Raw genomic sequence first — 26,661 nt, 5'->3', positions numbered from 1 at the left:
CGCCTCTTCGATCAGCCGCTTCCCGCAGGGCTACAGCCAGAACAACGCCTCGACCTCCGCCCATGCGGCCGCGATCCGCAGTGGACAGTTCTCTACCGCGCGGGGGCATGCCTTCAGCGCCGAGGACCGCTTGCGCGGGCGGATCATCGAGGCGCTGATGTGCGATTTCGCCGTTTCCACCGAGGAGATCTGCCGCCGCTTCGGGCTGGGGGAGGCCGCCTGCACCCGGCTTTTCAGAGATGTGGCAGCGCAGTTCGACGGCTTGCTGAAGGTGAGCCGCGAGGGGCTGGCGATCCCGCCCGAGGCACGGCCCCTGACCCGCCTCGTGGCGCGGGCCTTCGATACCTATGACGTGGCGCGGGCGCGCCATTCTTCGGCCATCTGAGGGGCGCGGGGGGAAGGCTTTTGCATCCGGGAAACGCTCCCGCGGGTGGCAGGCTGCCTCCGGCGGGAGTTTTTCGGCAAGAAGAAGGGGGCGCGCGCGCCCTAGTGGCCCATGGCGGCGGAGAAGAGCTGGCGCGTGTAGTCTTCCTGCGGGGCATCGAAGATCTTTTCCACGGTGCCGCTTTCCACGACATCGCCGTGGCGCATGACCATGACCCGGTGGGACATGGCGCGGACCACCTTGAGGTCATGGGAGATGAAGAGATAGGCCAGCCCGTACTTCTGCTGCAATTGGCGCAGCAGGTCGACGATCTGGACCTGCACCGTCATGTCCAGCGCCGAGGTCGGTTCATCCAGCACCAGCAGTTTCGGGCGCAGGATCATGGCGCGCGCGATGGCGATGCGCTGACGCTGGCCCCCGGAGAACTCATGCGGGTAGCGGTGCATGGTAGCAGGATCCAGCCCGACCTCCTGCATGACTTCTGCTACCAGCTCTCGGGGGGGGCGGTGATCGTCGATCTTGTGGATCGAGAGCCCCTCCGCGATGATCTGTTCGCAGGTCATGCGCGGGCTAAGCGAGCCGAAGGGATCCTGGAAGACGATCTGCATGTCCTTGCGCAGGGCGCGCAGCTGGCTGGTGGATTCGGCGCGGATGTCGCGGCCATCGAAGGTGATCTTTCCCTCTGAGCCGATGAGCCGCATGACCGCGAGCGCCAGGGTGGTCTTGCCGGAGCCGGATTCCCCCACGATGCCGAGGGTTTCGCCGGCGCGGACGCGGAAGCTGGCGTCATTGACCGCCTTGACGTGGCCCACGGTGCGCTTGAGCAGCCCGGCATGGATGGGGAACCAAATGCGCAGGTGCTCTGCCTCGAGCACGACGGGGGCATTGCTGGCGGCGGGTTCGGGCGCCCCGACGGCGGCTGCCGACAGGAGCTTGCGCGTATAGGCGTGCTGCGGGGCGGAGAATATCTGTTCCGTCGGGCCGGTTTCGACGATTTCCCCATCCTTCATGACGCAGACGCGATCGGCGATGCGACGCACGATGCCCAGGTCATGGGTGATGAAGAGCAGCCCCATTGAGGAGGTTTCCTTGAGCTCTGCCAGCAGCTCCAGAATCTGGGCCTGGATGGTCACGTCGAGCGCCGTGGTGGGTTCGTCCGCGATCAGCAGGCCGGGCTTGTTGGCGAGCGCCATGGCGATCATGACGCGCTGGCGCTGGCCGCCGGAAAGCTCATGGGGATAAGCGGTCAGGCGGTTCTCCGCATCGCGGATGCCGACCTGTTCCAGCAGCGCGATGGAGCGGTCCCGGGTGCCGCTGGACATGATCCAGCCGCGGCGCTGGCGCAGCAGCTGGCGGCCCAGCCAGAGCAGCCCGGTCAGCCCCAGCGTCCAGAGCACCGCCCGGCCTGCGCGGCTGTAGAGCGTGCCCAGCGGATCGTTCCAGCCCGAGAGCGAGGGGGTATCGGGCGCGGCGGCGACGAAGGTGCCATAGGCGGCGATGAACAGGAAGAAGACCCCGACCCCCACAAGGAAGGGCAGCGGGCTGAAGTTCATCCAGCTTTCCAGGAAGCGCTTCCAGAAGCCGCGCCCCTTGAGCCCCTGGTGCAGGGCCATGGTCTCGGACAGCTGACGCTCGATCGTGTGGAGCGGGTTGAGCGATGTCATCGGCTCCTGGAAGATGAAGGAGATCCGGTTGCCACGCATCTTGCGCAGGGTGGCGTTGTCCGCCCCGATCATCTCCTGCCCGTCGAAGACGGCGCTGCCGGAGGTCACCGCGTTGTCGCCCAGCAGGGAGACGGTGGAGAGGGCCGAAACCGATTTGCCGGAGCCCGATTCGCCCACGAGCGCCACGGTTTCGCCGCGATCCACGGTGAAGCTGACGCCTTTCACGGCCTGGTGCAGCTGTCCATCCTGGCGGAAGGCGACCTTCAGGTCGCGGACCTCTAGCAGGCTCATTGGAAGGTCTTTCTTGGGTCGAAGGCATCGCGCACGCCTTCGAAGATGAAGACGAGCAGGGAGAGCATGAGGGCGAAGACGGTGAAGGCCGTGAAGCCCAGCCAGGGCGCCTGGAGGTTCTGCTTGGCCTGCAGCGTCAGTTCCCCCAGCGAGGGGGCGGAGCTGGGCAGGCCGAAGCCCAGGAAATCGAGCCCTGCGAGCGTCGAGATCGTGCCGGTGACGATGAAGGGCATCATGGTCAGCGTGGCGACCATGGCGTTGGGCAGCATGTGGCGGAACATGATGGTGCGGTTGGACACGCCCAGGGCGCGCGCCGCGCGGACGTATTCCAGGTTGCGGGCGCGCAGGAACTCGGCCCGCACCACGCCCACCAGGGCCATCCAGCCGAAGAGCACGGTCAGCACCACCAGCAGCCAGAAACTGCGCCCGATGATCGCGAAGAGGATGATGATCACGTAGAGCGAGGGCGTGGAGGTCCAGATCTCGATGATGCGCTGGAAGATGAGGTCGAGCCAGCCGCCGAAGAAGCCCTGCACCGCGCCGGCCACGACGCCGATCACCGAGGAAAGTAGAGTCACGATCAGCGTGAAGAGGATCGACAGGCGGAAGCCGTAGATCACCCGTGCCATAACATCGCGCTTGGTGTCATCGGTGCCCAGCCAGTTCTGCCCGTTGGGCGGCAGAGGGGCCGCGCCGGGGCGGTCCACGGGGCTGTTGTAGGAATAGCGGATCGGCGGCCAGAGCGCCCAGCCCTTTTCGATCTGCTCTCCGTCCACCACGCCGGTTTCGGCCTGGGCCATGATCCCTTCGGGGTCATCGAAGCAATCGACCAGCCCGCCGCTTTCGATCAGGCATTGCACCTCCGGGTCGCGGTAGATCGCCTCTGTCCGGAAGTCGCCGCCGAATTCCGTTTCCGGGTAGAACTTGAAGATCGGCATGTAGAGGCTGCCGCGATACTGGACCAGGATCGGCTTGTCGTTGGCGATGAACTCCGCCCCCAGCGACAGGACGAAGAGCACCGAGAAGACGATCAGCGAAATGAAGGCGCGGCGGTTGCGGCGGAAGTTGCGCCAGCGGCGCTGGTTGAGCGGCGAAAGCCGGCCCTTGCGCGGCGGCGCCTCTGCCAGCGGCTGGGCGCGGGAGGAGACGGGCGGTTCGGTGACGGGATCGACCATGCCTCAGCCCTCCCGTTTCTCGAAGTCGATGCGGGGATCGACGAAGACATACATGAGGTCGGAGATGATGCCGACCACCAGGCTCATGAGCCCGAAGATGAAGAGCGTGCCGAAGATCACCGGGTAATCGCGCTGCACAGCGGCCTCGAAGCTGAGGCGGCCCAGGCCATCGAGGGAGAAGATCGTCTCGATGATCAGGGAGCCGGAGAAGAAGATGCCGATGAAGACGCCGGGGAAGCCCGCGATCACGATCAGCATCGCGTTGCGGAAGATATGGCCATAGAGCACCTTGCGTTCGGACTGGCCCTTGGCGCGGGCGGTGATCACGTATTGCTTCTTGATCTCGTCCAGGAAGGAGTTCTTGGTCAGCAGGGTCAGCGTGGCAAAGGCCGCGATGGTAGAGGCCAGCACCGGCAGGGTGATGTGCCAGAAGTAATCCGCGATCTTGCCCAGCCAGTTGAGCTGGCTGAAGTTGTCCGATGTCAGCCCCCTGAGCGGGAAGAGCTGCCAGTAGGAGCCGCCCGCGAAGAGCACCAGCAGGAGGATGGCGAAGAGGAAGCCGGGGATCGCATAGGCCACGATGATCACGCCCGATGTCCAGTTATCGAAGCGCGAGCCGTCCCGCACCGCCTTGCGGATGCCCAGCGGGATGGAGACCAGGTAGGCGATCAGCGTCGACCAGAGGCCAAGGGAAATGGACACCGGCATCTTTTCCAGCACCAGGTCGATGACGGAGACGGAGCGGAAGTAGCTTTCCCCGAAATCCAGCCGCAGGTAATTCCACATCATCAGCAGGAAGCGTTCCAGCGGTGGCTTGTCGAAGCCGAATTCCTTTTCCAGCTTCTCGATGAACTCTGGCGGCAGGCCACGGGCACCGACGTAGCCGTCATTGCCCGCGCCCCCCAGGACCTCTGTCGAATCGGTGCCGCCCCCGGTGAAACCGGCGGTGACGTCGCCCTGCCCCTGGACCTGGGCGATGATCTGTTCGATCGGCCCGCCGGGCACGAACTGGACCAGCGCGAAGTTGATGATGAGAATGCCCAGCAGGGTCGGGATGACCAGTGCCAGCCGGCGGAGAATGTAGGCGCCCATGTCCGGTCTTCTACCTCAGTGCGCCTGCGGCCTTCAGCTCATCCGCGCGCTCCTGGTTGTACCACCAGAAATCGAGGTAACCGAGGTCGTAGGGCGGGATGTCGGGATGTTCGAACATGTCGAAATAGGCCACCCAGTTACCGGCCTTGTACCAGGTGGGGACCATGATGAACTCATGCCGCAGCGCCCGGTCGAGCGCCCGCAGGGAGGCATCCTGCATCTCCTGGCTGGTGGTGTCGAGGGAGGCGTCGATGATCTGGTCGACCAGCGGGCTGGCCAGCCCGGCCGGGTTGAAGACGGAGAATTCCGCCTCCTTGGAGCCATACATCTGCGCCAGCCCCGTGCCGGTGCCCAGCAGCGAACGATAACCGTCATAGACCATGTCGTATTCGCGCGCGCGGGTGCGGTTGGTGTATTGGCTGGGGTCGATCTTTTCGAAGTTCGTCTGGATGCCAAGAGCCTGCAGGTTCTGGGCGTAGTTGTTCAGCACCGGTTCCAGGGAGCTGGCAGAGGCGGAGTTGATCGGGAAATCGATGCTCAGCACCTCTCCGGCGGCGTTGCGGCGCAGGCCGTCATCGCCCACGGACCAGCCAGCCTCTTCCAGCAGGTTGCCGGCCTTGCGCAGGTTGCGCCGGTCATTCAGCCGCGCGGGATCACTGGTATGGACGCCCACGGGCGGCTCTGTGATCAGCTCCTCGGGGACGATATCGCCAAGCTCCTGCAGGAAGGTCAGGTCATCGCCCTCTGGCAGGCCGTGGGCCTGAAGCGGCGTGTCCTGGAAGAAGCTTTCGCGGTGCTTGTAGAGACCGAATTGCAGGCTCTCGTTGGTCCATTCGAAGTTGTAGGCCAGCGCGATCGCCTCGCGGACACGCTTGTCCTGGAACTTTTCCTTGGCCAGGTTGAAGACGAAGCCAAGGTTGTTGGGCGGCAGGCCGTCGGGCAGCTCTTCCGCATTTACGGTGCCGTTCTGCACCCCGGGAAAATCATAAGCCGTGGCCCATTGGCGCGGATTGGTTTCGATCCGGAAGGTGTATTCCCCGGCCTTGAACCCTTCGAAGGCGGCGGCCTCATCCCCGAAATATTCCACGCGGATGGTGTCGAAGTTGTTGCGCCCGACGTTCAGCGGCAGGTCCTTGCCCCAGTAATCGGGATTGCGGCGATAGACGATCCGGCGGTTCACGTCGTAGCTGTCCAGCATGTAGGGGCCGGTGCCGGGCGAGATCTCGAACCGGCTTTCATCAAGCCGCGCGCCGGTCTCTTCGTACCATTTCTTGGAGAAGACCGGCGTGGAGCCGACCTGGCTGATCAGCGACCGGCGGGAGATCCCCTCGGCAAAGGTGAACTTCACCGTCATCGGGTCGATGACCTCTGCCCCCAGCACGCGGGCAGAAACCCCGGCGGAATAGGAGGGCAGCCCCTGCTCGATGAAGAGGTCGTGAGAGAACTTCACATCCTCTGCCGTCATCGGCGTGCCGTCGGAGAAGGTGATCCCCTCGCGCAGGTGGAAGATCGCCCAGGTCTTGCCCGCATCGTATTCGACGCTTTCGCAGAGCAGACAGTAGGAGCCGTTGTAATCGTCCGCCGCATCCGTGAGCAGGCTTTCATACATCGAAGAGGACAGCGCCCCGGCGCGGCCCTTCACCGTGAAGGGGTTCATCGAATCGAAGGTGCCGGAGGCCTGGATGGCGATTTCCCCGCCCTTGGGGGCATCGGGGTTCACGAAGTCGAAGCGTTCGAAGTCCGGACCGTACTTGAGGTCGCCGAAATAGGAATAGCCGTGGCTCTTGATGATGCTGTCCTCAGCCGCGGCCTCTTCGCTGACCTCCGCGGCCGGAGCGGCCTCTTGCGCGCGCGCCAGGGGGGCGGCCAACGCCAGGACGGAGGCCCCGAGCGCGCCCATCATCAGCAGCGTTCGACGCGTCAGGCCATGTGCCTCCTCGCTCATCGGTCGGGAAATCGACAATGCTCGCGGGGTGCGGCTGACGGGACGGTGCATGTAAGGCTCCTCGACTATCCTTCTGGACGGCTTCCGGTGGTGAAGAACACGCGGAAGTTCTGGCCCGGCTTTCAGCTAGGCTATCGGTCTGTTCTGTCGATGTTCAAGTTGAGATTACGTGAATGACATGTGAGGCCCGTGCGGATTCCACGAAAAAGACCGCCGCCTGTGTCGGCGACGGTCCTTTCAGCTTCTTTCCGCCATCCGGACAGGCCGGATGCTGCGGAGGGGATCAATTGGAAATCGATTCCAGATAAGCGATCAGGTTGGCCCGATCTTCGACCTTGGGCAGACCGTTGAAGGTCATCTTGGTGCCCGGTGCGGCAGACCGCGGGCTTTCCAGGAACGCGTTCAGGTTTTCAGGCGTCCAGACGTCGAAGTGTTCTTCGAGCGCGCCGGAGTAGCTGAAGCCGGCAACCGCGTCGACCGCCCGGTTGACCACACCGTCAAGGTGCGGGCCGGTGCCGTTGGAGCCGTCGACCTTGTGGCAGGCCTTGCACTTGTTGAAGACGCGCTCGCCCGCGCCGGCATCGGCGGCGGCAAAGACCTCTTCAAAGCTCGGGCCTTCTTCGGCCACTGCTGCGCCTTCAGACGCGGTCTCGATCAGGTACCCCTGCACGGCCGCTTCTTCACCGCCGTGTCCGGCGGAGGCGCTGGTTTCATAAAGAAGATCAGCGGCCCAGTTCCCCAGGAGGAAGACCAGAAGCGTGCCGCAGAGGCCGCCCACAACCTTCGTGATCGTCATAGTGTCAAACATGAAATGCCGCGCCCTCGATGGTTCCGATGCAGGTTTTTCGGTGCCCATCTATCCGCTTCCCCTTCCTCAACGCAAGGTGTAGTTACCGCGACCAATCGCCCGACCGGACGATATCACCGGAATAACACGGAATGACGTGAAATGACCCGCCGTATCGCATTTCAGGGAGAGCTTGGCGCCTACAGCCATCAGGCCTGCATCGAATCCCGTCCCGAGTATGAACCGCTGCCCTGCCGCACCTTTGAAGATGCCATTGCAGCGGTCAACGAAGGCACGGCGGAGCTGGCCATGCTGCCGGTCGAAAACTCTACCTTCGGACGCGTCGCGGATATCCATTACCTGTTGCCTGGCAGTGGCTTGCACATCATCGGCGAGGCCTTCGTGCGGGTGCATATCAACCTTATGGGCCTGCCGGGCACGCAGATCGGAGAGATCACCTCGGCCACGTCGCATGCCATGCTGCTGGGCCAGTGCCGGGCCTTCCTGGCAGAGCATGGCATCAGCCGGATCACCGGCGCGGATACCGCCGGCTCTGCGCAGCTGATCTCTGAGCAGACTGACCGCAGCCGGGCGGCGCTGGCCAGCGAACTGGCGGCAGAGGTCTACGGCCTGGACGTGCTGGCCCGCCACATCGAGGACGAGGGCAACAACACCACCCGCTTCCTGATCATGTCGCGCAAACCGGACATGACCAAGCGCGGCGAGACCGGCATGATCACCACGCTGATCTTCGAGGTCCGCAACATTCCCGCGGCGCTTTACAAGGCGATGGGCGGTTTCGCCACCAATGGCGTCAACATGACCAAGCTGGAAAGCTACATGGTGGGCGGCAGCTTCACCGCGACCCAGTTCTATGCCGATATCGACGGCCACCCGGATGACGCCAATGTCCGCCTGGCGCTGGATGAGCTGAAGTACTTCAGCTCTCACCTGCAGATCCTGGGCACCTACCCGGCGGATCCCAAGCGGGACTGATCTGAAACGGGCGCGCGCCCTCGTTCAGCGCGCCCTTTTTTCGCGGGTACCCTGCGTTGACTATACTTCTATCAGGAGAGCGGCGTCAGACGCGCCGCGGCGGTCTGCGCCCTTCGATCGAGGCGGCGAATTCCGCCAGCCGATCCTGCATCCGCTGATGCACATTGGCCCGCGCCAGGCGCAGCGACTGGATCAGCAGACGCGCCGACAGGGTCTGCGGCTTCACCTCTGTTTCGATCCGCAGCCGCGTGCGGGTGGGCGAAAGCGCCACCAGCTGCACGATGACCTGGCCACGCATCCCTTGTGAGTTGGCCGAGATCTCAAGCCCCTCGGGCGGATCGAAGCGCACCACCTCCAACTGGAGATCGCGCCGCTTGCCGCGCAGGCTGAACTGGACCTCCCAGCCGACGCCCTTGGCGGGCACGTCGAAGCCATCGATGCGCTTGACCGACGCTCCGCGGCGAATCGCGGAGCGCTCGAAGGTGCGGAAGTCCGTCAGACGCGTGAAAACGGTCTGGATCGGCGCCTCAATGTCTTCTTTTGCAACGACTTTCATGGGAATATCTTCAAGTGACCTTGGGGAGGGGCCTGGGGAGGAAGCTTTGCGTCAATCCAGGCGGTCCGCAAGCCAATTGCGCAGGATGAACCCGGCAATGGCGCCTTCGCGCGGCGCCCTGATTGCAGAGTGATCGCCGGCAAAGACAGAGAGCATCTCTTGCCGGGAGACCCAGCGCGCATCCTGCAATTCCACCGGATCCAGCGTGATCTCTTCGGACAGGGCCGTCCCGGCGCAGCCGAACATCAGCGAATTGGGGAAGGGCCAGGGCTGGCAGCACAGGTAATCCACCGCGCCGACCGTCACACCGGCCTCTTCGGCGACTTCCCGGCGCACGGCGGCCTCGATCGTCTCACCGGGTTCGACGAAGCCCGCCAGCAGGGAATACATCCGCTCCGGCCACTGCGGCGAGCGGCCCAGCAGCACCTTGTCGCCCCGGGTGATCAGCATGATCACCACCGGGTCGGTGCGCGGGAAATGATGCGCGCCACAGGCCCCGCAGACCCGCAGCCAGCCGCCATCCCCCGGGGCAGAGGGCTGGCCGCACCTGGCGCAGAACTGATGCGTCTCATGCCAGCAGAACAGGGCCCGCGCGGTCGCGGCGACCTCTGCATCCTGCGGGCTGAGCAGGGTGGAGACAGCGCGCAGTTCCGTCAGGGCCTCTGCGCCGAAAGCCGCGTGCACGGGCGGGCTGCCATCCGCCGGCAGCACCGGATCCCAGCCCGAGATATCCTGCGCGAAAAGCGGCGCGCCATCGCTGAGCCCCAGGAAGATTCGCCCCAGCCCCGGTTCGGCCAGCGCCGGATGATCCATGGGCAACCGCGCCAGCGCATCCTCCGTGGCCAGCAGCTGCCCGCGCCAGAGCAGGATCGTGCGGGCATCCAGCGCGCCTTCCATCTCTTGCGCGCGAGGCCGCAGGTGGGCCGCCCGGTCGATGGAGGCCGCGCCGCCAAAGGTCACCTCTTCGGATATCGCGATGGTCATGGCCTCTCCTTCGGTCTGGCTGGCCGCACCCTGCCCGCATCCCTCGCCATGTGCAACTTGGCCCCCGCGCAATAGCGCAATGCACCCTTCCGCAGCACTGCCCCTTTCCCGGGCGTCCCGGGCGATATGCCGCCAAGTTTCCCGGCAGGCTGCCCTGGCTGCATCCACGTCACCCGGAAAATGTTATCGAGTTGTCATCGGGAATCCTCAAAATACGCCCAGACGATTTGATGGAGAGAGCCATGCCCCACCACACCAATTCCAAATTCACGCGCCGGGGCTTCCTGGCAAGCTCCATCGCAGGAGCCTCCTTGCTGAGCCTTCATCCCTTTTCCGCCCGCGCCGCCGGCGCCCAGGCGCACCTGCGCATCATGGAAACGACGGACCTGCACGTCCATGTCTTCCCCTACAATTACTACGCGGACAAACCCGATGACACCGTCGGCCTGGCCCGCACCGCCGCCCATATCGATGCGATCCGGGCAGAGGCGACGAACTCCATGCTGATCGACAACGGCGACTTCCTGCAGGGCAACCCGATGGGCGATTACATCGCCTATGAACGCGGCATGAAGGAAGGCGACATGCACCCAGTGATCGCCGCAATGAACACGCTGGGCTATGACGGCTCGACCCTGGGCAATCACGAGTTCAACTACGGGCTCGACTTCCTGATGAAGTCGCTGGCAGGTGCGAACTTCCCCGTGGTCTCGGCCAACGTGGTCAAGGAAATGGGCAGCGCGCCCACCGGCGACACCACGCTGCTGAAACCCTACGTGATCCTGCAGAAGACCATCGTGGATGGCGACGGCACCGAACATCCGATCAAGGTCGGCCTTATCGGCTTCGTCCCGCCGCAGATCATGAACTGGGACCGCAAGCACCTGGAAGGCAAGGTGCAGGCCCGCGACATCGTGGAAACGGCCAGGGCCTGGGTCCCGCAGATGAAGGAAGAGGGCTGCGACCTGATCATTGCCCTCTCGCACTCCGGCATCGGCGGCGCCACCCATGAGGACGGGATGGAGAACGCCGCGGTCCCGCTGGCAGAGGTCGATGGCATCGACGCCCTGCTGACCGGGCATTCGCACCTTGTCTTCCCCTCGCCCCAGTACGAAGGCTTTGCCGCCGTCGACGTGGCCTCCGGCACGATCCACGGCAAGCCGGCGGTCATGGGCGGTTTCTGGGGCTCGCACCTGGGCACCATCGACCTGCTGATCGAACGCGACGGCAACGCATGGCGCGTGCTGGCGCATGAGGTCGGCACCCGGCCGATCTACGAGCGCGGCGAAGACCGCTCCGTCACGCCGCTGGTGGAAAGCGCCGCCCCGGTGCTGGCCGCGGTCGAGCAGCAGCACGAGGAAACCCTGGACTACGTGCGCCGCGCGGTGGGCAAGACCGAAACCCCGCTGCATTCCTACTTCGCGCTGGTGGCCGACGATCCCTCCATCCAGGTCGTGACCGATGCCCAGAAATGGTACATCGAAGAGATGATGGTGGGCACGGACTACGAAGGCCTGCCCGTTCTTTCGGCCGGCGCCCCCTTCAAGGCCGGCGGCCGCGGCGGCCCGGATTACTACACGGAGGTGCCGGTGGGCGACGTGGCGATCAAGCACGTGGCGGACCTCTACCTCTATCCCAACACGATCCGCGCGGTGAAGATCACCGGGGCCCAGCTGCGCGGCTGGCTCGACCGCTCCGCCGGCATGTTCAACCAGGTAGAGGCCGGCGCCACGGATGCACCGCTGCTGAACCCTTCCTTCCCCAGCTACAACTTCGACGTGATGGATGGGGTCAGCTACAAGATCGACCTCTCCAAGCCTTCGCGTTTCGACGGCGACGGCAACGAGGTCTCCTCCGAAAGCCGCATCACCGACCTGATGTTCGAGGGCGCGCCCGTGACCGATGACATGGAGTTCGTCGTGGCCACCAACAACTACCGCGCCTCGGGCGGCGGCAACTTCCCCGGAACCGGCGATACGGTGATCTTCGAGGGGCCCGATACCAACCGGGACATCATCGTGCGCTACATCGTCGACAAGGGCACGATCAATCCCAAGGCCGATGCCAACTGGACCTTCGCACCCATGGCCGACACCACCGTCCTCTTCGAAACCGGGCCTGGCGCCGCCAAATACGCCGATGCGGTGGAAGGCGTCACCATCGCCCCCGCTGGTGAGGGCGAGGATGGCTTCGCGCTCTTCCGCATCACGCTCTGACCAAAAGGGGGCGGGCTGGCCGATGGCCCCCGCCCCTCCTCTTCTCACGACCCTCATCTTCTCACGGCCCCGCCCTTTCTTCTTGCCTGAAAACTCCCGCCGGAGGCCGCGACTCCGGTGCAAAATTCCGCCCCTCCACCCATCTTGCGAATCCGCTGCCGTTTCCCTATATCTGCCCTCGAGAGGTTGGCGCGGGCGAGCGCCTCGCCAACCCGGTCAGATCCGGAAGGAAGCAGCCGTAACGAGTCCCGCTTGGGTCGTTGTCCAATCTCTCACCTTACCCCGGCATCCTTCCCTGAAAGGGACAGTCGATGAATGTGCAGGCGATCAACCGGGGCCAACGGGCCTGAGCCCGCGGCGCCCTGACCCGCAAGAGCCGTACCCCGAAGGGGCGCGGCCAGATCACATGGCTTTCCGGGACCTCCTCCAGTGACATTCCATGACCTTACCGCGCTTGGCTGGTCGGATCATTTCGCCGACCAGATCGACCAGGCCGAAGCCGGCGCCCCCGCGCGCATCACCGATATCCACCGCGACCGTTTCACCGCACTGTCCCCTGACCGCCCTCTGGCCCTGATCGCCTCTGAAAGCGTCGGCCCGATGGCGGTGGGCGACTGGGTGCTCCAGGACGGCCTGCGCATCCTGCGCCGCCTCACCCCCACCGGAGAGATTCGCCGCGCTGCCCCACACACCCTGCTGCCACAGATGATCGCCAGCAATGTCGATACCTTGGGCATCGTCACCAGCTGCAACAACGACTTCAACCCGGCCCGGATCGAGCGCTACCTGGCGATGGCCATTTCGGCCAATGCCGCCCCGCTGCTGATCCTGACCAAGCCGGACCTGGCTGAGGATCCCCGCGACTTCCTGCGCCAGGCTGAACGGATCTCTCCGCTGATCGTGGCGCTGGTGATCAACGCCAAGAACGCAGAGGACGTGCAGCGCCTTTCCCCCTGGTGCGGCCCCGGCAAGACCCTGGCGCTGACCGGCTCTTCCGGGGTGGGCAAGACGACCCTGCGCAACGCCCTGACCGGCGAAGCCGAGGAAACCGGCGACATCCGCGAGGACGATGCCAAGGGCCGGCATACCACCCGGGCTCGGGCCATGCGTCCAATTCCCGGCGGTGGCTGGCTGATCGATACCCCCGGCATCCGCGAACTGGCGCTGACCGATGCGGCAGAGGCCATCGACACGGTCTTCGCCGATCTGTCGGACCTGGTGACCCATTGCCGCTTTTCCGATTGCAGCCATGAGACGGAGCCGGGCTGCGCCGTTCAGGCCGCCATCGCCTCCGGTGCGATAGACGCGGCCCGCCTTGAGCGCTGGCGCAAGCTGCAACGCGAGGAAAGCCATAACAGCGCCAGTGCCGCCCTGGCTCGCAGCCGCGACCGTGTCCGCCAGAAAGTCTATAATTCCGGCAAGAAACGCGGCCGCCAGAAACGCAGCTAGGCCCGAGCAAGACCCGTCCCGGTCCCGTGTCAGCCCCCGATTAGGGCGCAAACGGGACGGCGGGCGGGGCGAGGCGCCCCCTGGGGCGCGAGCGCCGGACCGGCGTTGGTGACAGTGCCCGGTAGACCTCGCCCGCAAGCCGCTTTACGATCCCGCGCAGCAGCCAGAACCCGCGCAGCAGAACCCGAGGTCTCACCGCATGTCCGAACCCGCACAATCCGGCCCCTACCAGGTCCTTGCCCGGAAATACCGGCCCGAGACCTTTGCCGATCTCGTGGGCCAGGATGCCATGGTGCGCACCCTGAAGAACGCCTTTGCCGCCGACCGGATCGCCCAGGCCTTCATCATGACCGGCATCCGCGGCACCGGGAAGACAACGACCGCGCGGATCATCGCCAAGGGCATGAACTGCGTCGGACCGGACGGAAACGGCGGGCCCACCACAGATCCCTGCGGCCAGTGCGAACCCTGCCGCAAGATCATGTCCGGCAGCTTCATGGACGTGCTGGAGCTTGACGCGGCCTCCTCCACCGGGGTCGACAACATCCGCGAGCTGAACCAGATGGCCAACACGCGGCCCGCCGAAGGCCGCTACAAGATCTTCATCATCGATGAGGTTCACATGCTCTCCACCGGCGCCTTCAACGCGCTGCTGAAGACGCTCGAGGAACCGCCCGCGCACACGAAATTCATCCTGGCCACGACAGAAATCCGCAAGGTGCCCGTCACCGTGCTGTCGCGCTGCCAGCGCTTCGACCTGCGCCGGATCGAACCCGAGGACATGATCGGCCTGCTGCGCCGTATCGCCACCGCCGAAAGCGCCGAGATCACGGATGAAGCCCTGGCCCTGATCACCCGCGCCGCCGAAGGCTCTGCCCGCGATGCGACATCGCTGCTGGACCAGGCGATCAGCCATGGGGCCGGCGAAACCAGCGCCGACCAGGTCCGCGCCATGCTGGGCCTGGCGGACCGGGGCCGGGTGCTGGACCTTTACGAGATGATCATGCGCGGCGATGCCGCCGGCGCCCTGACCGAGCTTTCCGCGCAATATGCCGGCGGGGCCGATCCCATGGCCGTGCTCCGCGACCTGGCGGAAATCACCCACTGGATTTCCGTCGTCAAGATCACCCCCGACGCTGCCGAGGACCCCACGATCGGCCCCGATGAGCGCGCCCGCGGCGTCGCGCTGGCAGAGCGCCTGCCGATGCGGTCGATGACCCGGATGTGGCAGATGCTGCTGAAGGCGCTGGAAGAGGTCTCTGTCGCGCCGAACGCGATGATGGCCGCCGAGATGGCCGTGATCCGACTGACCCATGTGGCGGAACTGCCCAGCCCCGAAGAACTGGTGCGCAAGCTGAAGGATACCCCGCGTCCCGCCGATGGCCCGGGCGGTGGCCCCAATGGCGGCGGCGGTGGTGGCGGCGGAAGGCCCGTGCAGGGCACGGGCGCGCCTGCGGCGGGCGGGGGGGCCTCGGCTTACGCCTCGGCCCCGCAGGGCGGCAGCGGCGCCACGATGAGCGGCGCGGGCGGCGGCCACCGGATGCAATCGGGCAACCGTGTGCTTGCGGCAGAGGTCCAGCAGGCGCTGGCCCGCTATCCCAGCTTCGAACATGTGGTCGAGCTGATCCGCGCCAACCGCGACGTGAAGCTGCTGGTCGAGGTGGAGACCGGCATTCGCCTGATTTCCTACAAGCCCGGCCAGATCGAATTCTCCCTTTCCGAACAGGCGCCGAAGGATCTGCCAAACCGGCTGAAATCCCGCCTGCTGACCTGGACCGGAAACAACTGGGGCATCATCCTGAGCAATGATGCCGGGGAAGAAACCATCGCGGAGAAACGCGATGCCAAGGACCGCGCGCTGCGCGCCGAGGCCGAAGAGCACCCGATGGTCGTCGCGCTCAAGGCGGCCTTCCCCAAGGCCGAGATCACCGGCATCCGGTCGCACGATGAGATCGCGGCAGAGGCCCAGGCCGAAGCCCTGCCCGAGGTCGAGGATGAATGGGATCCCTTCGAGGATGAATGAGCCGCGCAGGCGGCAAATCCGCCCCGAATACGGCGCCTGACGTCGCTGTTCGGGGCAGGGATTGCCCCCGGGCGCTTGCCTTGCCGGCCATCCGGACCGATATGACACCAAAGAGGACAAACGCCAGCGCGCCAGGAGCGCCCGGCGGCATGACAGAAGGAGAAGACGATGTTCAAGGGGCTCGGCCAGATGGGCGACATGGCCAAGATGATGAAGACGGCCAAGGAAATGCAGCAGAAGATGGAGCAGCTCCAGGAAGACCTGCATGACATGATGGTCACCGGCGAAAGCGGCGCGGGCCTGGTCAAGGCCGTCGCCAGCGCCAAGGGCGAGCTGAAGAGCCTGGACATCGACCCGTCGATCTTCAACAGCGACGACAAGGAAGTCGTCGAGGACCTGATCCTGGCCGCCATCAAGGACGCCCAGAGCAAGGCCTCTGAACGCTCCCAGGAAGAGATGTCCAAGCTGACGGAAGGCCTTGGCCTGCCCGAAGGCTTCAAGATGCCCTTCTGAGCCGGTCTTGAGCGGCAACCGGGATATCGAGGCGCTGATCGAGATGATGGCGCGGCTGCCGGGGCTTGGCCCCCGGTCGGCGCGGCGCGCCGTGCTGCAACTGGTCCGCAAGCGGGAGCTTCTGCTGATGCCGCTGGCGGACCTGCTGCAGCAGGTGGCCGCGACGGTGCGCGAATGCGAGCGCTGCGGCAATATCAGCTCGGATCCGCTGTGCGATATCTGCACCAGCCCCAAGCGGCTGGGCCATGAGCTTTGCGTGGTGGAGGACGTGGCCGACCTCTGGGCAATGGAGCGCGGCGCGGCCTTCAAGGGGCGCTACCACGTGCTGGGCGGCACGCTTTCCGCGCTGGATTCCATCGGGCCTGAGGATCTGCGCATCCCCGCTCTGGTCCAGCGGGTGGAGGACGAGGGCGTCACGGAGGTCATCCTGGCCCTGAATGCTACCGTCGATGGCCAGACCACCGCCCATTACATCGCCGATGAGCTGGAGGGGCGCGTGCGCCTGACCTCGCTGGCCCAGGGTGTGCCCATCGGCGGAGAGCTCGACTACCTCGACGACGGTACGATCAGCGCCGCGCTACGGGCCCGCAAGGAGCTTTAGCCGCTCAAGCCGCGGAACGGCGCGCGTGGGACCTGGCCGAGGCGCAGCCGAGGCCCCCGCCCGCCGCAGGCGCGTTCGTGCGCAGCACGCACAGGACCATCCCCGCCTCTGCGCGTCCCGCCCTCTCAGGCCACCACGGCAGCCTCGAAGGCCCAGTCCGGCAGGGCCTCTCCGCTTGCCAGCAGCCCACCGAGCCGCCCGAGTTCATCGGAATTCTTCGCCCCCCGTCCACAGGCCGCGAAAGCGGTAAAGACCTTGTCCGACAGGGCCTTGAAATGCGGGATATTGTCCGGCGTGAAGGTGGTCACGCAGGGCAGGTTCAGGGTCGAGAGGATCTCGAGCCCCGGCATGCGGCCCCGCAGCAGCGCCTCAATCTGGGCGCCAACCTCCGGGTTGCCACCAGAGCGGAACCAGGCGGTCAGCGCCTCTGGCGTCTCAAGCGGCACGTCGACGGTATCGCCGCCCATCTTCAGGTAGACCTTGCCATCCGGGTAGCGGATCGGCGGCAGCAGGTAGGGGTCTTCGCCCGTCGGCAGAAGCACGATCAGAGAGGGCATCGCGGCGAGGGCTTCGGCCTGGGATTCGGAGACTTCGAACATCGTGGCGGTGCGGGCGTAGACGGTGAAATCCAGCGCCTCTCCGGTCAGGCTGCGGGAAAAGCCGCCCGTGGCGATCAGCGCCCGGTCGGCCCGGACCTGTGCGCCGCCAGAAAGGGTCAACGTGACCCCCTCGCCCTCTGACAGATCCGTCACCCAGTCCCGCACCAGCGTCACGCCCTGCGCGGCACAGGCCGCCAGTTGGGCGCGGACCATGGCGCGCGGGTTCACATGGCCGGCATGGCTGGCCTCGTGAAAGCCGATGGTACCGGGATGGAAGGAGAAATAGGGAAAGCGCTCTGCCAGTTCCGCGTCCTGCAGCAGCTCTGCCGGCACATCGTCGCGCGCGCGCACGCCAGCAAGGCGCTGCATCTGGCCGGAGCCCTCTGGCCCCGCCATCAGCGCGCCCACCTCGGAGAAGAAGCGCACGCCTGTCTGCGCCTCCAGATCCCGGTAACGCGCGATGGAGGCCCGGGACGCGCGGCTCCAGAACGGCCAGGGATCCATCTGGCGGGTGATGCGCCCTTCGTCGTAATGGCTGGCAAAGGGGCCGTCATGGGTGGCGGCATCGCCCGGCTCTGCCGGGCCCACAAGGGTCACCTGGTGGCCCGCAAGGGAAAGGTGGCGGGCGGAGGCGGCACCGATCATCCCGGCGCCGATGACGGCAATATGCATTCTGGTCCAGTCCTTCGATCCGGGGGTTCGGCGCAGGTTTGCGCCCTGCCGCGCGGAAGGCAAGGCCCGGAGGGCGCCGGGGCGCCCTTCGCGCCGCCCCCTGCCCGCCGATCACGCAAGCGCGCCCCCTCAAACGGAAAAAGCCCGGCCGAAGCCGGGCTTTCCTGAATGTCGCCGAAGGCGCCCGATCAGGGCTGTTCGTCTTCGTCCTCATCATCCCCGCCACCCTTGGGCAGGTTGAAGAAGCTGTCGGCGTCCACGAGGTTGGAATGATCGTCCTCTTCCTCGTCGTCGTCATTGGAGAGCGAGAAGGTCTCAAGACCCTCGATCGCCGTGGGCATCCGCGGTTCGGAGGCTTCCATGCCAAGGCTCTGATCGGTGGAGAGCAGCTTGCGGCGCTCGTCATCGGTCATGGCTTCGCCACGCTTGGCCTTCTCGGCGGCGGCTTTCTGCACGGCCGTGTCCAGCTCTGACTGCTTGCACAGGCCAAGCGCCACCGGGTCGATCGGCTGCATGTTGGCGATGTTCCAGTGGGTCCGCTCGCGGATCGACTGGATCGTCGGCTTGGTGGTGCCCACCAGCTTGGCGATCTGGCCATCGGTCAGCTCCGGGTGGAACTTGACCAGCCAGAGGATCGCGTTCGGACGGTCCTGGCGCTTGGACAGCGGCGTGTAGCGCGGACCCCGGCGCTTTTCCTCGCCCACGGCAGAGGGGTTGAACTTCAGCTTCAGCCGGGCGAGCGGATCGGCCTCGGCCTTGTCGATGTCTTCCTGGGTCAGCTGGTTGTTGGCGATCGGGTCGAACCCTTTCACGCCGGCCGCCACATCGCCATCGGCAATGCCCTGGACCTCAAGCTCGTGCATGCCGGTAAAGTCGGCGATCTGCTTGAACGTGATCGTCGTGTTATCCACCAGCCAGACGGCGGTGGCCTTGGCCATCAGTGGTTTGCCCGTCATGTTTCAACTCCTGAACGTCATATCTTCCCCGCTGCCTGGCCGGGGGGCCGAGGCGGCATCGCCGGGGCGATGCGGGTTACCGTTGTCGGGGAACTTGAGGGCTATATAGTCAAGCACAGTCGAAAATGGAAGAGATGAATGCGGAACGCCCTTGTCAGCCTGATCCTGCTGCTCCTGCCGCTTTCTGCCCTTGGGCAGGGCCGTGCCGGGGACTTCGACTATTACCTGCTGTCGCTCAGCTGGTCGCCGGGCTTCTGCGAAGAGGCCGGGCCGGACCACGCGCAATGCGGCCCCGAAAAGCACTTCGGCTGGATCCTGCACGGGCTCTGGCCGCAGTACGAGGAGGGCTATCCCCGGAACTGCCCGGCAGAGGTCAGGGATGCCAGCCGCGCCCAGACCGCCGCCATGGCGGACATCATGGGCACCGATAGCCTGGCCTGGCATGAATGGAAGGCCCACGGGCGCTGTTCCGGGCTTGAGGCAGAGGAATATTTCCAAGTCTCCAGAAGGGCTTACGAGATGTTCGCCCTGCCCGATCCGGAAGGCGAGGATCCGCTGCGCCTGTCCACGCGGGTGCTGCGCCAGGCGATCCTTCAGGCCAATGACCTGGGCCCGGACCAGATGGTCCTGCGCTGCGAGGACGGCTGGCTGAGAGAGCTGCGGATCTGCCTGACAAAGACGCTGGAACCGCGCGACTGCGGCGCGGATATCCGCGGCTCCTGTGGCGGAGCCGCGGTGCTGCGGGACTAGCTTAGCCCGTTACCTTCAGGACGATTTTCCCCATGTGGGCAGAGCTTTCCATGTGCGCATGGGCATCGCTGGCCTGATCCAGCGGGAATTCGCTGTCGATCACCGGCAGGCAACGGCCCGCCGCCAGCAGCGGCCAGACGTGGCGGCGCAGGTCCTCAGCGATCTCCGCCTTGGCCTGTTCGCCCTGGGGCCGCAGGGTGGAGCCGGTCACGGTCAGGCGCTTCATCATCACCTGGGCAAAGTTCAGCTCTGCCTTCGCGCCGCCAAGGAAGGCGATCATGACCAGCCGCCCGTCGGGGTTCAGCAGGCCGATGTTCTTGGGAATGTAATCGCCGCCGACCATGTCGAGCACGACATCCACGCCGCCTTCGCCCTTCAGAACATCCACGAAATCCTCTTCGCGGTAGTTAATCGCCCGTTCGGCCCCAAGAGATTCGCAGAAGGCGCATTTCTCGGCAGTGCCGGCGGTGGTGAAGACGCGCGCGCCGAAGGCGCTGGCCAGCTGGATCGCGGTGGAGCCGATCCCGGAAGAACCGCCATGCACAAGGAATCGCTCTCCGCCCTTCAGGGCGCCGCGCTTGAAGACATTGCTCCAGACGGTGAAATAGGTCTCTGGCAGGCAGGCGGCAAAACGCAGGTCCATCCCCTCGGGCACCGGCAGGCAATGGGCGTAGGGGGTCACGACCTCTTCCGCGTAGCCACCGCCGGGCAGCAGCGCGCAGACCTCTTGGCCAATGACGCTGTCTGACACCCCCTGCCCCACGGCAGAGACCACGCCCGAGGCTTCAAGCCCTGGCAGGTCGCTGGCACCGGGAGGCGGATCATAGGCCCCGGCCCGTTGCAGCGCATCAGGGCGGTTCACACCGGCATAGGCCACGCGAATGCGCACCTCTCCGGGGCCGGGTTCGGGCACGGGACGATCGGCCGGGGTCAGGACCTCCGGCCCGCCGGAGCGGGAGATTTCGATGACACGCATGGGGGCTCCTTTAATTCAGCCGCGATGACCGGGAAGATCGCTGGCAGGCTTCGGCGGACGGATCCGGGACAGAAGCGCAAGGGGCCCCTTTTCCATCATCCGGCCCACCGGGCTTTCGCGCAGCTTCGCCTTGGTCTTTTCGAATTGCATGATGTTGTCGATCCGGCGGGAGATGAAATCCCGGGTCGCCTGGCCATCAAGGGAATCGTCGCCCAGCCAGTAGAGCACGCAGGCGGAGTAGACGCCCGAAAGGGTCATCCGCTTGGTGTACCAGTTCACGTCTTTGGAGCTGTCGCCAAGCGCGGTCCAGATGGCATCGGCGCTTTCCCAGACGGCACGTGCGCCATCGGCGGAATGCATCGGCAGGGCAAAGAGCGCCGCGCCACGGCGCACCAGTTCCTTGTCCGCCAGTTCTAGCCGGATCTCGATCGCGCGGGCGACCTTCTGGGAATAGCGCAGGCCCTCAAGGTCTTCTGCCGCAAAGCGTTTTGCCATCTCTGCATCGCCCCGGCGGTGATAGGCCAGCGCCAGGTCCACCGCACCGCGCGGGTAAAGCGCACGGGCCAGATCCAGGGGGATCTCAGCGTCTTCCGCGGCGGCGCGCAGGGTCGTTTCGCTCCAGCCGTCAAAGGGGACATGGGCCATAGCGGCCTCCAGCAGGCGGTCGGCTTCGGGTGTCTCGCTCATGGCAGGCTCCTTCCGTGCTCAGGTGTAGGCATTACTGGACAACTAGGGCAATGGTTGCTATACGGCCACCTCCTGCAATCTCTTGCAACTCAAACTTAGGAAGGTGGTGACAACCACATGCAGGTTAGTGTTCGTGACAACAATGTCGATCAGGCGCTCCGTGCCCTGAAAAAGAAGCTGCAGCGCGAAGGCGTGTTCCGCGAAATGAAGCTCAAGCAACATTTCGAGAAACCGTCCGAGAAGAAAGCGCGCGAGAAGGCTGAAGCGATCCGCCGTGCCCGCAAGCTGGCACGCAAAAAAGCGCAACGCGAAGGTCTGCTCTGAGCTTTTCGCCAGACGAACCGAAGAATTGATGACCCCCGCGGCGCTGCCACGGGGGTTTGTCGTTTCTGGGGCCTGCTGTTACCGGCGCGCCCCTGGCCCGTAAGGGATGATCCCCGGCTGGCGGCCTCCTGCTGCTGCCGCATGGGGCGAGTAACAGTTTCGTGACATTGCCTTGAGATATGGACCGAACGGTTTAGTTCGAGCGAAATCACGCGCCGAAGCGCCACCGGCTGCTTCGCCAGCGTTCATCAGACCATCGGATACTTCACATGAAACGAACCCACAGCGCGGTCCTGGCCGCCCTTGCCCTATTTGTCATTTCGCACCTGGCTGCCATCCCCGTCGCGCTGTGGAACCCGGACTTCTTCTCCACTCATATCGCACAGGAGGATGGGCTGATCGAAAGCCTGACCGCCATCTTCCTGTTCGCCGCCGGCATGGTGCTGATCTGGCGCGCCCGGCAGCTGCGGGCCCTTGGGCGCAATGTCCAGGCCGGGCTGACCTGGCTCTATGCCGCGCTCTATGTCTTTGTTGCCGGCGAAGAAATCTCCTGGGGGCAGCGGATCTTCGGCTGGGCCTCGGGGGAGTATTTCCTTGAGAACAACCAGCAGGCAGAGACGAACTTCCACAACCTGATCGTGGGACAGCAGCAGCTGGCCTCGACCCTCTTCGGCAACTGGCTGACGCCTGTGCTGCTGCTCTATCTCATCGTGCTGCCGCTGCTTTACACCCGCGTTTCCTGGGTGCGGCGCGCGGCCTACGCGCTGGCGGCCCCCGTGCCGGGGCGGATGCATGCCTGGCTGGCCGTCATCGCTACCGCCGCCATGGGCGTGATCGCCGGGACCTATCGCCAGTTCGAGCTTTACGAATACGCTTTCAGCCTGATTTCGCTGATGATTTTCCTGGAGCCCCGCAATGCCGGGATGTACGGCGCGGCGCGCACCAACCAGGAGTATGACCTGCAGGCCATGCCCGACGCGGCCGAGTGATCAGAAGCGATCAGACCGGCAGCGCGGTTGTCTTGAACACGGTGCGGAGCGCGAAAGAGCTCTGCATCCGCTGGACCCCGGGCAACCGCGCAAGGCTTTGACGGTGGATCCGGGCGAAATCCTCTGAGCTTTCGGCCACGACCTTCAGGATGTAATCCGCCGTCCCTGCCATCAGGTGACATTCCAGGATTTCCGGCACCCGGCCCACCGCGGTCTCGAAGGCCTCAAGCAGCTCATCGGCCTGTCCCGACAGGCCGATTTCCACGAAGACGGTGGTGTTCAGCTGCATCTTCCGGGCGTTCAAAAGCGCGACGTAATCGCGGATATACCCTTCCTTCTCAAGGCTTTGCACCCGGCGATGGCAGGCCGATTGCGACAGGCCCACGCGCTCGGACAGCTCCGCGTTGGAGATACGGCCGGACTTTTGCAGCACGCGCAGGATGGCGCGGTCCAACTGGTCAAGCGACATGGGATCTCCTCAAGGTGGTTCGCGGCAGAATATCCCGGAAACGCCCCCGATTGCGAGGCAGATCTTCCACGTATCCCCCGGTCTCGCGCCAGATTTTTGCACCGTCCCTTCATCCGTGCACTCAGCGCAGGTGGTCTGCGCGCTGACACGCCATGTCATCCGGCCAACGGCAGGCTATGTTCAGGGCAACACCAGCAAGGAGGTACCTGCAATGTTCCCCGACGACTACCAGATCACCCGGAAATGGCCCGCGCAGAACCCTGAAATCATTCAGCTTTATTCCTTCCCCACCCCCAATGGCGTGAAGGTTTCCATCGCGCTGGAAGAGATGGGCCTGGCCTATGAACCCCATCTTGTCCCGCTGGGCGACGATTACGTGCGCTCGCCGGAGTTCCTGTCGCTCTCCCCCAACAACAAGATCCCCGCCATCATCGACCCCAAGGGCCCCAACGGAGAGCCCGTGGCGCTGTTCGAAAGCGGCGCGATCCTGATCTACCTGGCCGAGAAGACAGGTAAGCTGATGCCCACCGAGGGCCCCGGCAAATACGAGGTCATCAAGTGGCTGATGTGGCAGATGGGCGGCCTGGGGCCGATGCTGGGCCAGCTGGGCTACTTCGTGAAATTCGCCGGCGCAGAGATCGACGATCCCCGCCCGCGTGAGCGTTTCACCAATGAAGCCAAGCGCTTGCTGAACGTGATCAACACGCAGCTGGAGGGCCGCGACTGGGTCGCCAGTGACTTCTCCATCGCCGATATCGCCATCGCGCCCTGGCTGAACGCGCTGAGCTTCTACGGCGCGCAGGAGCTGGTCGGCTGGTCCGATTATCCCAACCTGCAGCCCTACGTGGACCGCTTCTATGCCCGCCCCGCGATGGACAAGGCCAAGTCCATCCCGGCGCGCGACTGACACCGCCCCCTCAAACACCAAAAGCCGGGCGGTGCGCCGCCCGGCCTTTCCAAGATCCTACCGGCCCGCACGGCCCCTTGCGGCAGCATTTCAGGCGAATCGGCGCCAAACCCCTGGTTAACAGGGCCATTCCCCGGCTTTTCCAACGTCTGTATTACGTCGGTATCGCGTCGGTATAACGTCGGTGCGCCTGTCGGTATCCGGCCCGGTTAACGCAGCGCACGCCTCACGCGCAGGCCGCGCCCCGCCTCAGCCCGGCAGCGTTCCGGTCAGCACGTAGCGCAGGATCTGCACCACCTGCTCGGGATGCTCCGCCGTCGCCATCGCGGCGGCGTCGACCTCTTTCAGGGCATGCTGATGCTCTGCCCCGTGCAGCACGATCAGCGACTTGCCAAGCGCGGCCGCATAGCCGGCATCAAAGGCCGCGTTCCACTGCTTGTACTTCTCACCAAAGCGCACGACGACCACGTCCGCCTTTTCCAGCCCCCTGCGGGTACGGATCGCATTGAGGCGCGCGCCCTTGTTGTCGTGCCAGAACTTGTCCGGCTCCGCCCCCAGGATCGTCACGCCGCAATCGTCCGAGGCCGCGTGATCGGTGACGGGGCCGGTGAACACCACGTCCAGGTCGGCGGCGCCGTCCTTGATGCGCTCACGCCAGTCTGTGTGGATCTCTCCGGACAGGTAGACGGTCAGGGTCATGGCTTACCTCTTCTTGACGAACTCGGTGCGCAGCACCAGTCCGCGGATCTCGGGGTGGCGGCAGTCGATTTCCTCGGGGTTGTCGGTCAGGCGGATGGTCTTGATCACGGTGCCCTGCTTCAGCGTGCTGCCCGCGCCCTTCACCTTGAGGTCCTTCACCAGGACCACGGAATCGCCATCGGCCAGGGGCGTGCCCTGGGCATCGACCACGGTCACCGCGTTGCGCGCCGCCAGCTCAGAGGCCGGCATCCATTCACCGGAGACCTCGTCATAGACATATTCTTCATCATCGCTCATCGGGTACCCTTTCCTGAAGCCCCCCTGCCCTAGGCCATTCCCGCCCCCCGGGCAACGAAAAGGCCCCCGGTGCGACACCGTGGGGCCTGATCCCTTCATCTGGCCGAAAATACTTCGGGGGGAGTCTCCGGTACGGAGACCGGGGGGCTGGCCCCCCGCCCCTTCAGCCGCGCAGGCTGCCGCCGGTGGCTTTCTCGACCTTCTCGACGATCTTGGCACAAAGCGCCTCGATCTCCTTTTCCTTCAGCGTGGCATCCTGGGGCTGGATGCGCACCGCGAAGGCCAGGCTCTTCTTGCCCTCGCCCAGCGAGCCGACGGAGAATTCGTCGAAGATGCGCACCTCTTCGATCAGCTGCTTGTCGGCACCGGCGGCGGCATTCACCAGCGTCAGCGCATCGACAGAGGAATCGACGACGAAGGCAAAGTCACGTTCCACCGCCTGCAGGTCGTTCAGCGCCACCGCCCCCTTGGTGGCAGAGGCACTGCGCGGCAGCGGCACCTCTTCCGGCCAGAGGGTGAAGCCCACGGCGGGGCCCTTCACGCCCATGTCGCGCAGCACGCGGGGATGGATTTCCCCGAAGACGGCCAGCATCTTCTTCGGCCCCAGGCAGACACGGCCATGACGGCCCGGATGCCACCAGGTCGCGCCATCGCGCAGGATCTGGGTCTTGGCCGGCGCGCCGATGGCGGCCAGAAGCGCCTCTGCATCGGCCTTGGCATCGAACAGATCCACGGGCCGGGCCGCGCCATGCACGTCCTTGGGACCGGTCGCGCCCACCAGCAGGCCGGCGACCTGCAGTTTCTGCTCACCGGGTTCGCCGCCATGCCAGACCGCGCCCACTTCGAAAAGCGCCAGGTCCCCCTGCCCGCGCGCCTGGTTGCGCGCTGCGGCCTGCAACAGCCCGGGCAGCAGGTCCGGGCGCATGTGGCTCATCTCGGAAGAGATCGGGTTGGCCACCATGGTGGCGTCATCGCCCCCGCCGAAGAGCGTGGCAGAGCTCTTGTCGATGAAGCTGTAGGTCACGCATTCATTGTAGCCCAGCGTGGCCGCCGTGCGGCGGGCCACCTGTTCGCGCTTCTGCAGCGGGGTCAGGATGGGCCGGGGCACGCCGGGCGCGATGCGCTTCAGCGGCTTGGGCTCCAGCTTGGTGAGGGAGGCGATGCGCGCAACCTCTTCCACCAGGTCCGCTTCGCCCAGCACGTCGGGCCGCCAGGAGGGGACCTGCGCCATGTCGCCATCCATGACGAAGCCCAGGCGTTCCAGCGTGGCGCGCTGTTCATCGGCCGGGATCTCCATGCCCACCAGAGAGGAGCAGCGATCCGTGTCCAGCCGGTAGGCGCGCGCGGTATCGGGCACGGCGCCGGCCACCACGGCTTCGCTGACCGTGCCGCCGCAAAGTTCGACGATCAGGGCACAGGCGCGGTCCAGCCCTTCCATGTTGAAGCCCGGATCGATCCCGCGTTCATTGCGGTAACGCGCGTCGGAGTTGATCTTCAGCGCGCGCCCGCCATGGGCGATGGAGATGAAATCCCAGACCGCCGCTTCGACCAGCACATCGGTGGTCTCCTCGGTGCAGCCGGAGTCCTCTCCGCCCATGATGCCGCCGATGCTTTCCACGCCCTTGTCGTCAGAGATCACCAGCACGCCTGCCGGCAGGG

The 26,661-nt window shown here is 65.3% G+C and carries 24 protein-coding genes, 1 other RNA gene and 2 pseudogenes; 12 read left to right on the top strand and 15 right to left on the bottom strand.

Features of this window, described 5'->3' with window-relative positions:
• Nucleotides 1–385 (top strand): annotated as a pseudogene (locus tag HCZ97_RS19040) (coproporphyrinogen III oxidase); the annotation flags it as partial.
• A 101-nt stretch (nt 386–486) separates the two neighbouring features.
• Here HCZ97_RS19040 and HCZ97_RS19035 read toward each other — a convergent pair.
• The 5 genes from HCZ97_RS19035 to HCZ97_RS19015 form a co-directional block, all read right to left on the bottom strand.
• On the bottom strand, nt 487–2,340 hold the full coding sequence (locus HCZ97_RS19035) for an ABC transporter ATP-binding protein (protein WP_167690694.1): 1,854 nt from the start codon (nt 2,338–2,340) through the stop codon (nt 487–489).
• Nucleotides 2,337–3,515 carry an ABC transporter permease gene (locus HCZ97_RS19030; RefSeq protein WP_167690693.1) on the bottom strand — a complete coding sequence of 393 codons (1,179 nt, stop codon included), beginning with the start codon at nt 3,513–3,515 and terminating at the stop codon, nt 2,337–2,339. The genes HCZ97_RS19035 and HCZ97_RS19030 overlap by 4 nt, the downstream gene beginning before the upstream one ends.
• Before the next feature lie 3 nt (nt 3,516–3,518).
• Complete coding sequence (locus tag HCZ97_RS19025; protein ID WP_167690692.1) at nt 3,519–4,607, bottom strand: microcin C ABC transporter permease YejB; 1,089 nt, start codon at nt 4,605–4,607, stop codon at nt 3,519–3,521.
• 10 nt (nt 4,608–4,617) lie between these two features.
• A complete protein-coding gene (locus HCZ97_RS19020) occupies nt 4,618–6,552 on the bottom strand; it encodes an extracellular solute-binding protein (RefSeq protein ID WP_167690696.1) in 1,935 nt (644 codons plus the stop codon).
• 283 nt (nt 6,553–6,835) lie between these two features.
• Nucleotides 6,836–7,360: a cytochrome c family protein gene (locus tag HCZ97_RS19015; RefSeq protein ID WP_167690691.1), complete on the bottom strand. Its 525-nt coding sequence runs from the start codon at nt 7,358–7,360 to the stop codon at nt 6,836–6,838.
• Between the two features lie 141 nt (nt 7,361–7,501).
• Here HCZ97_RS19015 and HCZ97_RS19010 point away from each other — a divergent pair, with 141 nt between their 5' ends.
• Complete coding sequence (locus tag HCZ97_RS19010) at nt 7,502–8,335, top strand: prephenate dehydratase (protein WP_167690690.1); 834 nt, start codon at nt 7,502–7,504, stop codon at nt 8,333–8,335.
• A gap of 85 nt (nt 8,336–8,420) precedes the next feature.
• On the opposite strand, the gene HCZ97_RS19005 is transcribed toward HCZ97_RS19010, so the two are convergent.
• Together HCZ97_RS19005 and nudC are read right to left on the bottom strand one after the other, a co-directional pair.
• The gene (locus tag HCZ97_RS19005; protein WP_167690689.1) at nt 8,421–8,891 is read right to left on the bottom strand and encodes an SRPBCC family protein; all 471 of its coding nucleotides are present in this window, start codon (nt 8,889–8,891) and stop codon (nt 8,421–8,423) included.
• Between the two features lie 51 nt (nt 8,892–8,942).
• A complete protein-coding gene (nudC, locus tag HCZ97_RS19000; RefSeq protein ID WP_167690695.1) occupies nt 8,943–9,869 on the bottom strand; it encodes an NAD(+) diphosphatase in 927 nt (308 codons plus the stop codon).
• A 248-nt stretch (nt 9,870–10,117) separates the two neighbouring features.
• Between nudC and HCZ97_RS18995 the strand changes: the two genes are divergently transcribed.
• The 6 genes and pseudogenes from HCZ97_RS18995 (at nt 10,118) to recR (ending at nt 16,677) form a co-directional block, all read left to right on the top strand.
• Nucleotides 10,118–12,091: a bifunctional 2',3'-cyclic-nucleotide 2'-phosphodiesterase/3'-nucleotidase gene (locus tag HCZ97_RS18995; RefSeq protein ID WP_167690688.1), complete on the top strand. Its 1,974-nt coding sequence runs from the start codon at nt 10,118–10,120 to the stop codon at nt 12,089–12,091.
• A gap of 179 nt (nt 12,092–12,270) precedes the next feature.
• Nucleotides 12,271–12,369, top strand: an RNA gene (gene ffs / locus HCZ97_RS18990) — signal recognition particle sRNA small type.
• 151 nt (nt 12,370–12,520) lie between these two features.
• The gene (gene rsgA, locus HCZ97_RS18985) at nt 12,521–13,540 is read left to right on the top strand and encodes a ribosome small subunit-dependent GTPase A (protein ID WP_167690687.1); all 1,020 of its coding nucleotides are present in this window, start codon (nt 12,521–12,523) and stop codon (nt 13,538–13,540) included.
• A 178-nt stretch (nt 13,541–13,718) separates the two neighbouring features.
• Nucleotides 13,719–15,563: pseudogene (locus tag HCZ97_RS18980) on the top strand (DNA polymerase III subunit gamma/tau); the annotation flags it as partial.
• A gap of 168 nt (nt 15,564–15,731) precedes the next feature.
• A complete protein-coding gene (locus tag HCZ97_RS18975; RefSeq protein WP_167690685.1) occupies nt 15,732–16,076 on the top strand; it encodes a YbaB/EbfC family nucleoid-associated protein in 345 nt (114 codons plus the stop codon).
• Between the two features lie 7 nt (nt 16,077–16,083).
• Nucleotides 16,084–16,677 (top strand): recombination mediator RecR, encoded by a 594-nt coding sequence (recR, locus tag HCZ97_RS18970; RefSeq protein ID WP_167690684.1) that lies wholly within the window; start codon nt 16,084–16,086, stop codon nt 16,675–16,677.
• Between the two features lie 125 nt (nt 16,678–16,802).
• On the opposite strand, the gene HCZ97_RS18965 is transcribed toward recR, so the two are convergent.
• A complete protein-coding gene (locus HCZ97_RS18965) occupies nt 16,803–17,948 on the bottom strand; it encodes an FAD-binding oxidoreductase (protein WP_167690683.1) in 1,146 nt (381 codons plus the stop codon).
• Nucleotides 17,949–18,136: 188 nt separating this feature from the next.
• Nucleotides 18,137–18,904, bottom strand: a complete 768-nt coding sequence (locus HCZ97_RS18960) for a DUF1013 domain-containing protein (protein ID WP_167690682.1) — start codon at nt 18,902–18,904, stop codon at nt 18,137–18,139.
• Between the two features lie 138 nt (nt 18,905–19,042).
• Here HCZ97_RS18960 and HCZ97_RS18955 point away from each other — a divergent pair, with 138 nt between their 5' ends.
• A complete protein-coding gene (locus HCZ97_RS18955; protein ID WP_167690681.1) occupies nt 19,043–19,654 on the top strand; it encodes a ribonuclease T2 in 612 nt (203 codons plus the stop codon).
• A 1-nt stretch (nt 19,655) separates the two neighbouring features.
• On the opposite strand, the gene HCZ97_RS18950 is transcribed toward HCZ97_RS18955, so the two are convergent.
• Nucleotides 19,656–20,630 (bottom strand): NAD(P)H-quinone oxidoreductase, encoded by a 975-nt coding sequence (locus HCZ97_RS18950; RefSeq protein WP_167690680.1) that lies wholly within the window; start codon nt 20,628–20,630, stop codon nt 19,656–19,658.
• Between the two features lie 15 nt (nt 20,631–20,645).
• Nucleotides 20,646–21,317, bottom strand: coding sequence for a COQ9 family protein (locus HCZ97_RS18945; RefSeq protein ID WP_167690679.1), 672 nt, complete (start codon nt 21,315–21,317; stop codon nt 20,646–20,648).
• Nucleotides 21,318–21,434: 117 nt separating this feature from the next.
• On the opposite strand from HCZ97_RS18945, the gene rpsU reads away from it, so the two are divergent.
• Entirely contained in the window at nt 21,435–21,641 is a 207-nt protein-coding gene (gene rpsU / locus HCZ97_RS18940) for a 30S ribosomal protein S21 (RefSeq protein ID WP_005614280.1), read from the top strand.
• A 269-nt stretch (nt 21,642–21,910) separates the two neighbouring features.
• Complete coding sequence (locus HCZ97_RS18935; protein ID WP_167690678.1) at nt 21,911–22,630, top strand: hypothetical protein; 720 nt, start codon at nt 21,911–21,913, stop codon at nt 22,628–22,630.
• Between the two features lie 10 nt (nt 22,631–22,640).
• Here the strand turns inward: HCZ97_RS18935 and HCZ97_RS18930 are convergent, their stop codons facing one another.
• A complete protein-coding gene (locus tag HCZ97_RS18930; protein WP_167690677.1) occupies nt 22,641–23,099 on the bottom strand; it encodes an Lrp/AsnC family transcriptional regulator in 459 nt (152 codons plus the stop codon).
• Nucleotides 23,100–23,310: 211 nt separating this feature from the next.
• Here HCZ97_RS18930 and HCZ97_RS18925 point away from each other — a divergent pair, with 211 nt between their 5' ends.
• A complete protein-coding gene (locus HCZ97_RS18925; RefSeq protein WP_167690676.1) occupies nt 23,311–24,006 on the top strand; it encodes a glutathione S-transferase family protein in 696 nt (231 codons plus the stop codon).
• A gap of 249 nt (nt 24,007–24,255) precedes the next feature.
• Here the strand turns inward: HCZ97_RS18925 and HCZ97_RS18920 are convergent, their stop codons facing one another.
• The 3 genes from HCZ97_RS18920 to HCZ97_RS18910 form a co-directional block, all read right to left on the bottom strand.
• Nucleotides 24,256–24,705, bottom strand: a complete 450-nt coding sequence (locus HCZ97_RS18920; protein ID WP_167690675.1) for a YtoQ family protein — start codon at nt 24,703–24,705, stop codon at nt 24,256–24,258.
• 3 nt (nt 24,706–24,708) lie between these two features.
• Complete coding sequence (locus tag HCZ97_RS18915) at nt 24,709–25,002, bottom strand: alkylphosphonate utilization protein (RefSeq protein WP_167690674.1); 294 nt, start codon at nt 25,000–25,002, stop codon at nt 24,709–24,711.
• Nucleotides 25,003–25,165: 163 nt separating this feature from the next.
• A partial coding sequence (locus tag HCZ97_RS18910) for a phenylalanine--tRNA ligase subunit beta (RefSeq protein ID WP_167690673.1) occupies nt 25,166–26,661 on the bottom strand: 1,496 nt, incomplete at its 5' end.

It is taken from the genome of Pseudooceanicola sp. HF7 (assembly GCF_011806405.1).
Lineage (GTDB): Bacteria > Pseudomonadota > Alphaproteobacteria > Rhodobacterales > Rhodobacteraceae > Pseudooceanicola.
This window is presented reverse-complemented; position numbering and strand designations above follow the sequence as displayed.

What these genes read in the sequence shown, in the direction of transcription:
- HCZ97_RS19035 (WP_167690694.1), bottom strand. Translation starts at nt 2,340, where the DNA reads ATGAGCCTGCTAGAGGTCCGCGACCTGAAGGTCGCCTTCCGCCAGGAT.
- HCZ97_RS19030 (WP_167690693.1), bottom strand. Translation starts at nt 3,515, where the DNA reads ATGGTCGATCCCGTCACCGAACCGCCCGTCTCCTCCCGCGCCCAGCCG.
- HCZ97_RS19025 (WP_167690692.1), bottom strand. Translation starts at nt 4,607, where the DNA reads ATGGGCGCCTACATTCTCCGCCGGCTGGCACTGGTCATCCCGACCCTG.
- HCZ97_RS19020 (WP_167690696.1), bottom strand. Translation starts at nt 6,552, where the DNA reads ATGAGCGAGGAGGCACATGGCCTGACGCGTCGAACGCTGCTGATGATG.
- HCZ97_RS19015 (WP_167690691.1), bottom strand. Translation starts at nt 7,360, where the DNA reads ATGTTTGACACTATGACGATCACGAAGGTTGTGGGCGGCCTCTGCGGC.
- HCZ97_RS19010 (WP_167690690.1), top strand. Translation starts at nt 7,502, where the DNA reads ATGACCCGCCGTATCGCATTTCAGGGAGAGCTTGGCGCCTACAGCCAT.
- HCZ97_RS19005 (WP_167690689.1), bottom strand. Translation starts at nt 8,891, where the DNA reads ATGAAAGTCGTTGCAAAAGAAGACATTGAGGCGCCGATCCAGACCGTT.
- HCZ97_RS18995 (WP_167690688.1), top strand. Translation starts at nt 10,118, where the DNA reads ATGCCCCACCACACCAATTCCAAATTCACGCGCCGGGGCTTCCTGGCA.
- HCZ97_RS18975 (WP_167690685.1), top strand. Translation starts at nt 15,732, where the DNA reads ATGTTCAAGGGGCTCGGCCAGATGGGCGACATGGCCAAGATGATGAAG.
- HCZ97_RS18965 (WP_167690683.1), bottom strand. Translation starts at nt 17,948, where the DNA reads ATGCATATTGCCGTCATCGGCGCCGGGATGATCGGTGCCGCCTCCGCC.
- HCZ97_RS18960 (WP_167690682.1), bottom strand. Translation starts at nt 18,904, where the DNA reads ATGACGGGCAAACCACTGATGGCCAAGGCCACCGCCGTCTGGCTGGTG.
- HCZ97_RS18955 (WP_167690681.1), top strand. Translation starts at nt 19,043, where the DNA reads ATGCGGAACGCCCTTGTCAGCCTGATCCTGCTGCTCCTGCCGCTTTCT.
- HCZ97_RS18950 (WP_167690680.1), bottom strand. Translation starts at nt 20,630, where the DNA reads ATGCGTGTCATCGAAATCTCCCGCTCCGGCGGGCCGGAGGTCCTGACC.
- HCZ97_RS18945 (WP_167690679.1), bottom strand. Translation starts at nt 21,317, where the DNA reads ATGAGCGAGACACCCGAAGCCGACCGCCTGCTGGAGGCCGCTATGGCC.
- rpsU (WP_005614280.1), top strand. Translation starts at nt 21,435, where the DNA reads ATGCAGGTTAGTGTTCGTGACAACAATGTCGATCAGGCGCTCCGTGCC.
- HCZ97_RS18935 (WP_167690678.1), top strand. Translation starts at nt 21,911, where the DNA reads ATGAAACGAACCCACAGCGCGGTCCTGGCCGCCCTTGCCCTATTTGTC.
- HCZ97_RS18930 (WP_167690677.1), bottom strand. Translation starts at nt 23,099, where the DNA reads ATGTCGCTTGACCAGTTGGACCGCGCCATCCTGCGCGTGCTGCAAAAG.
- HCZ97_RS18925 (WP_167690676.1), top strand. Translation starts at nt 23,311, where the DNA reads ATGTTCCCCGACGACTACCAGATCACCCGGAAATGGCCCGCGCAGAAC.
- HCZ97_RS18920 (WP_167690675.1), bottom strand. Translation starts at nt 24,705, where the DNA reads ATGACCCTGACCGTCTACCTGTCCGGAGAGATCCACACAGACTGGCGT.
- HCZ97_RS18915 (WP_167690674.1), bottom strand. Translation starts at nt 25,002, where the DNA reads ATGAGCGATGATGAAGAATATGTCTATGACGAGGTCTCCGGTGAATGG.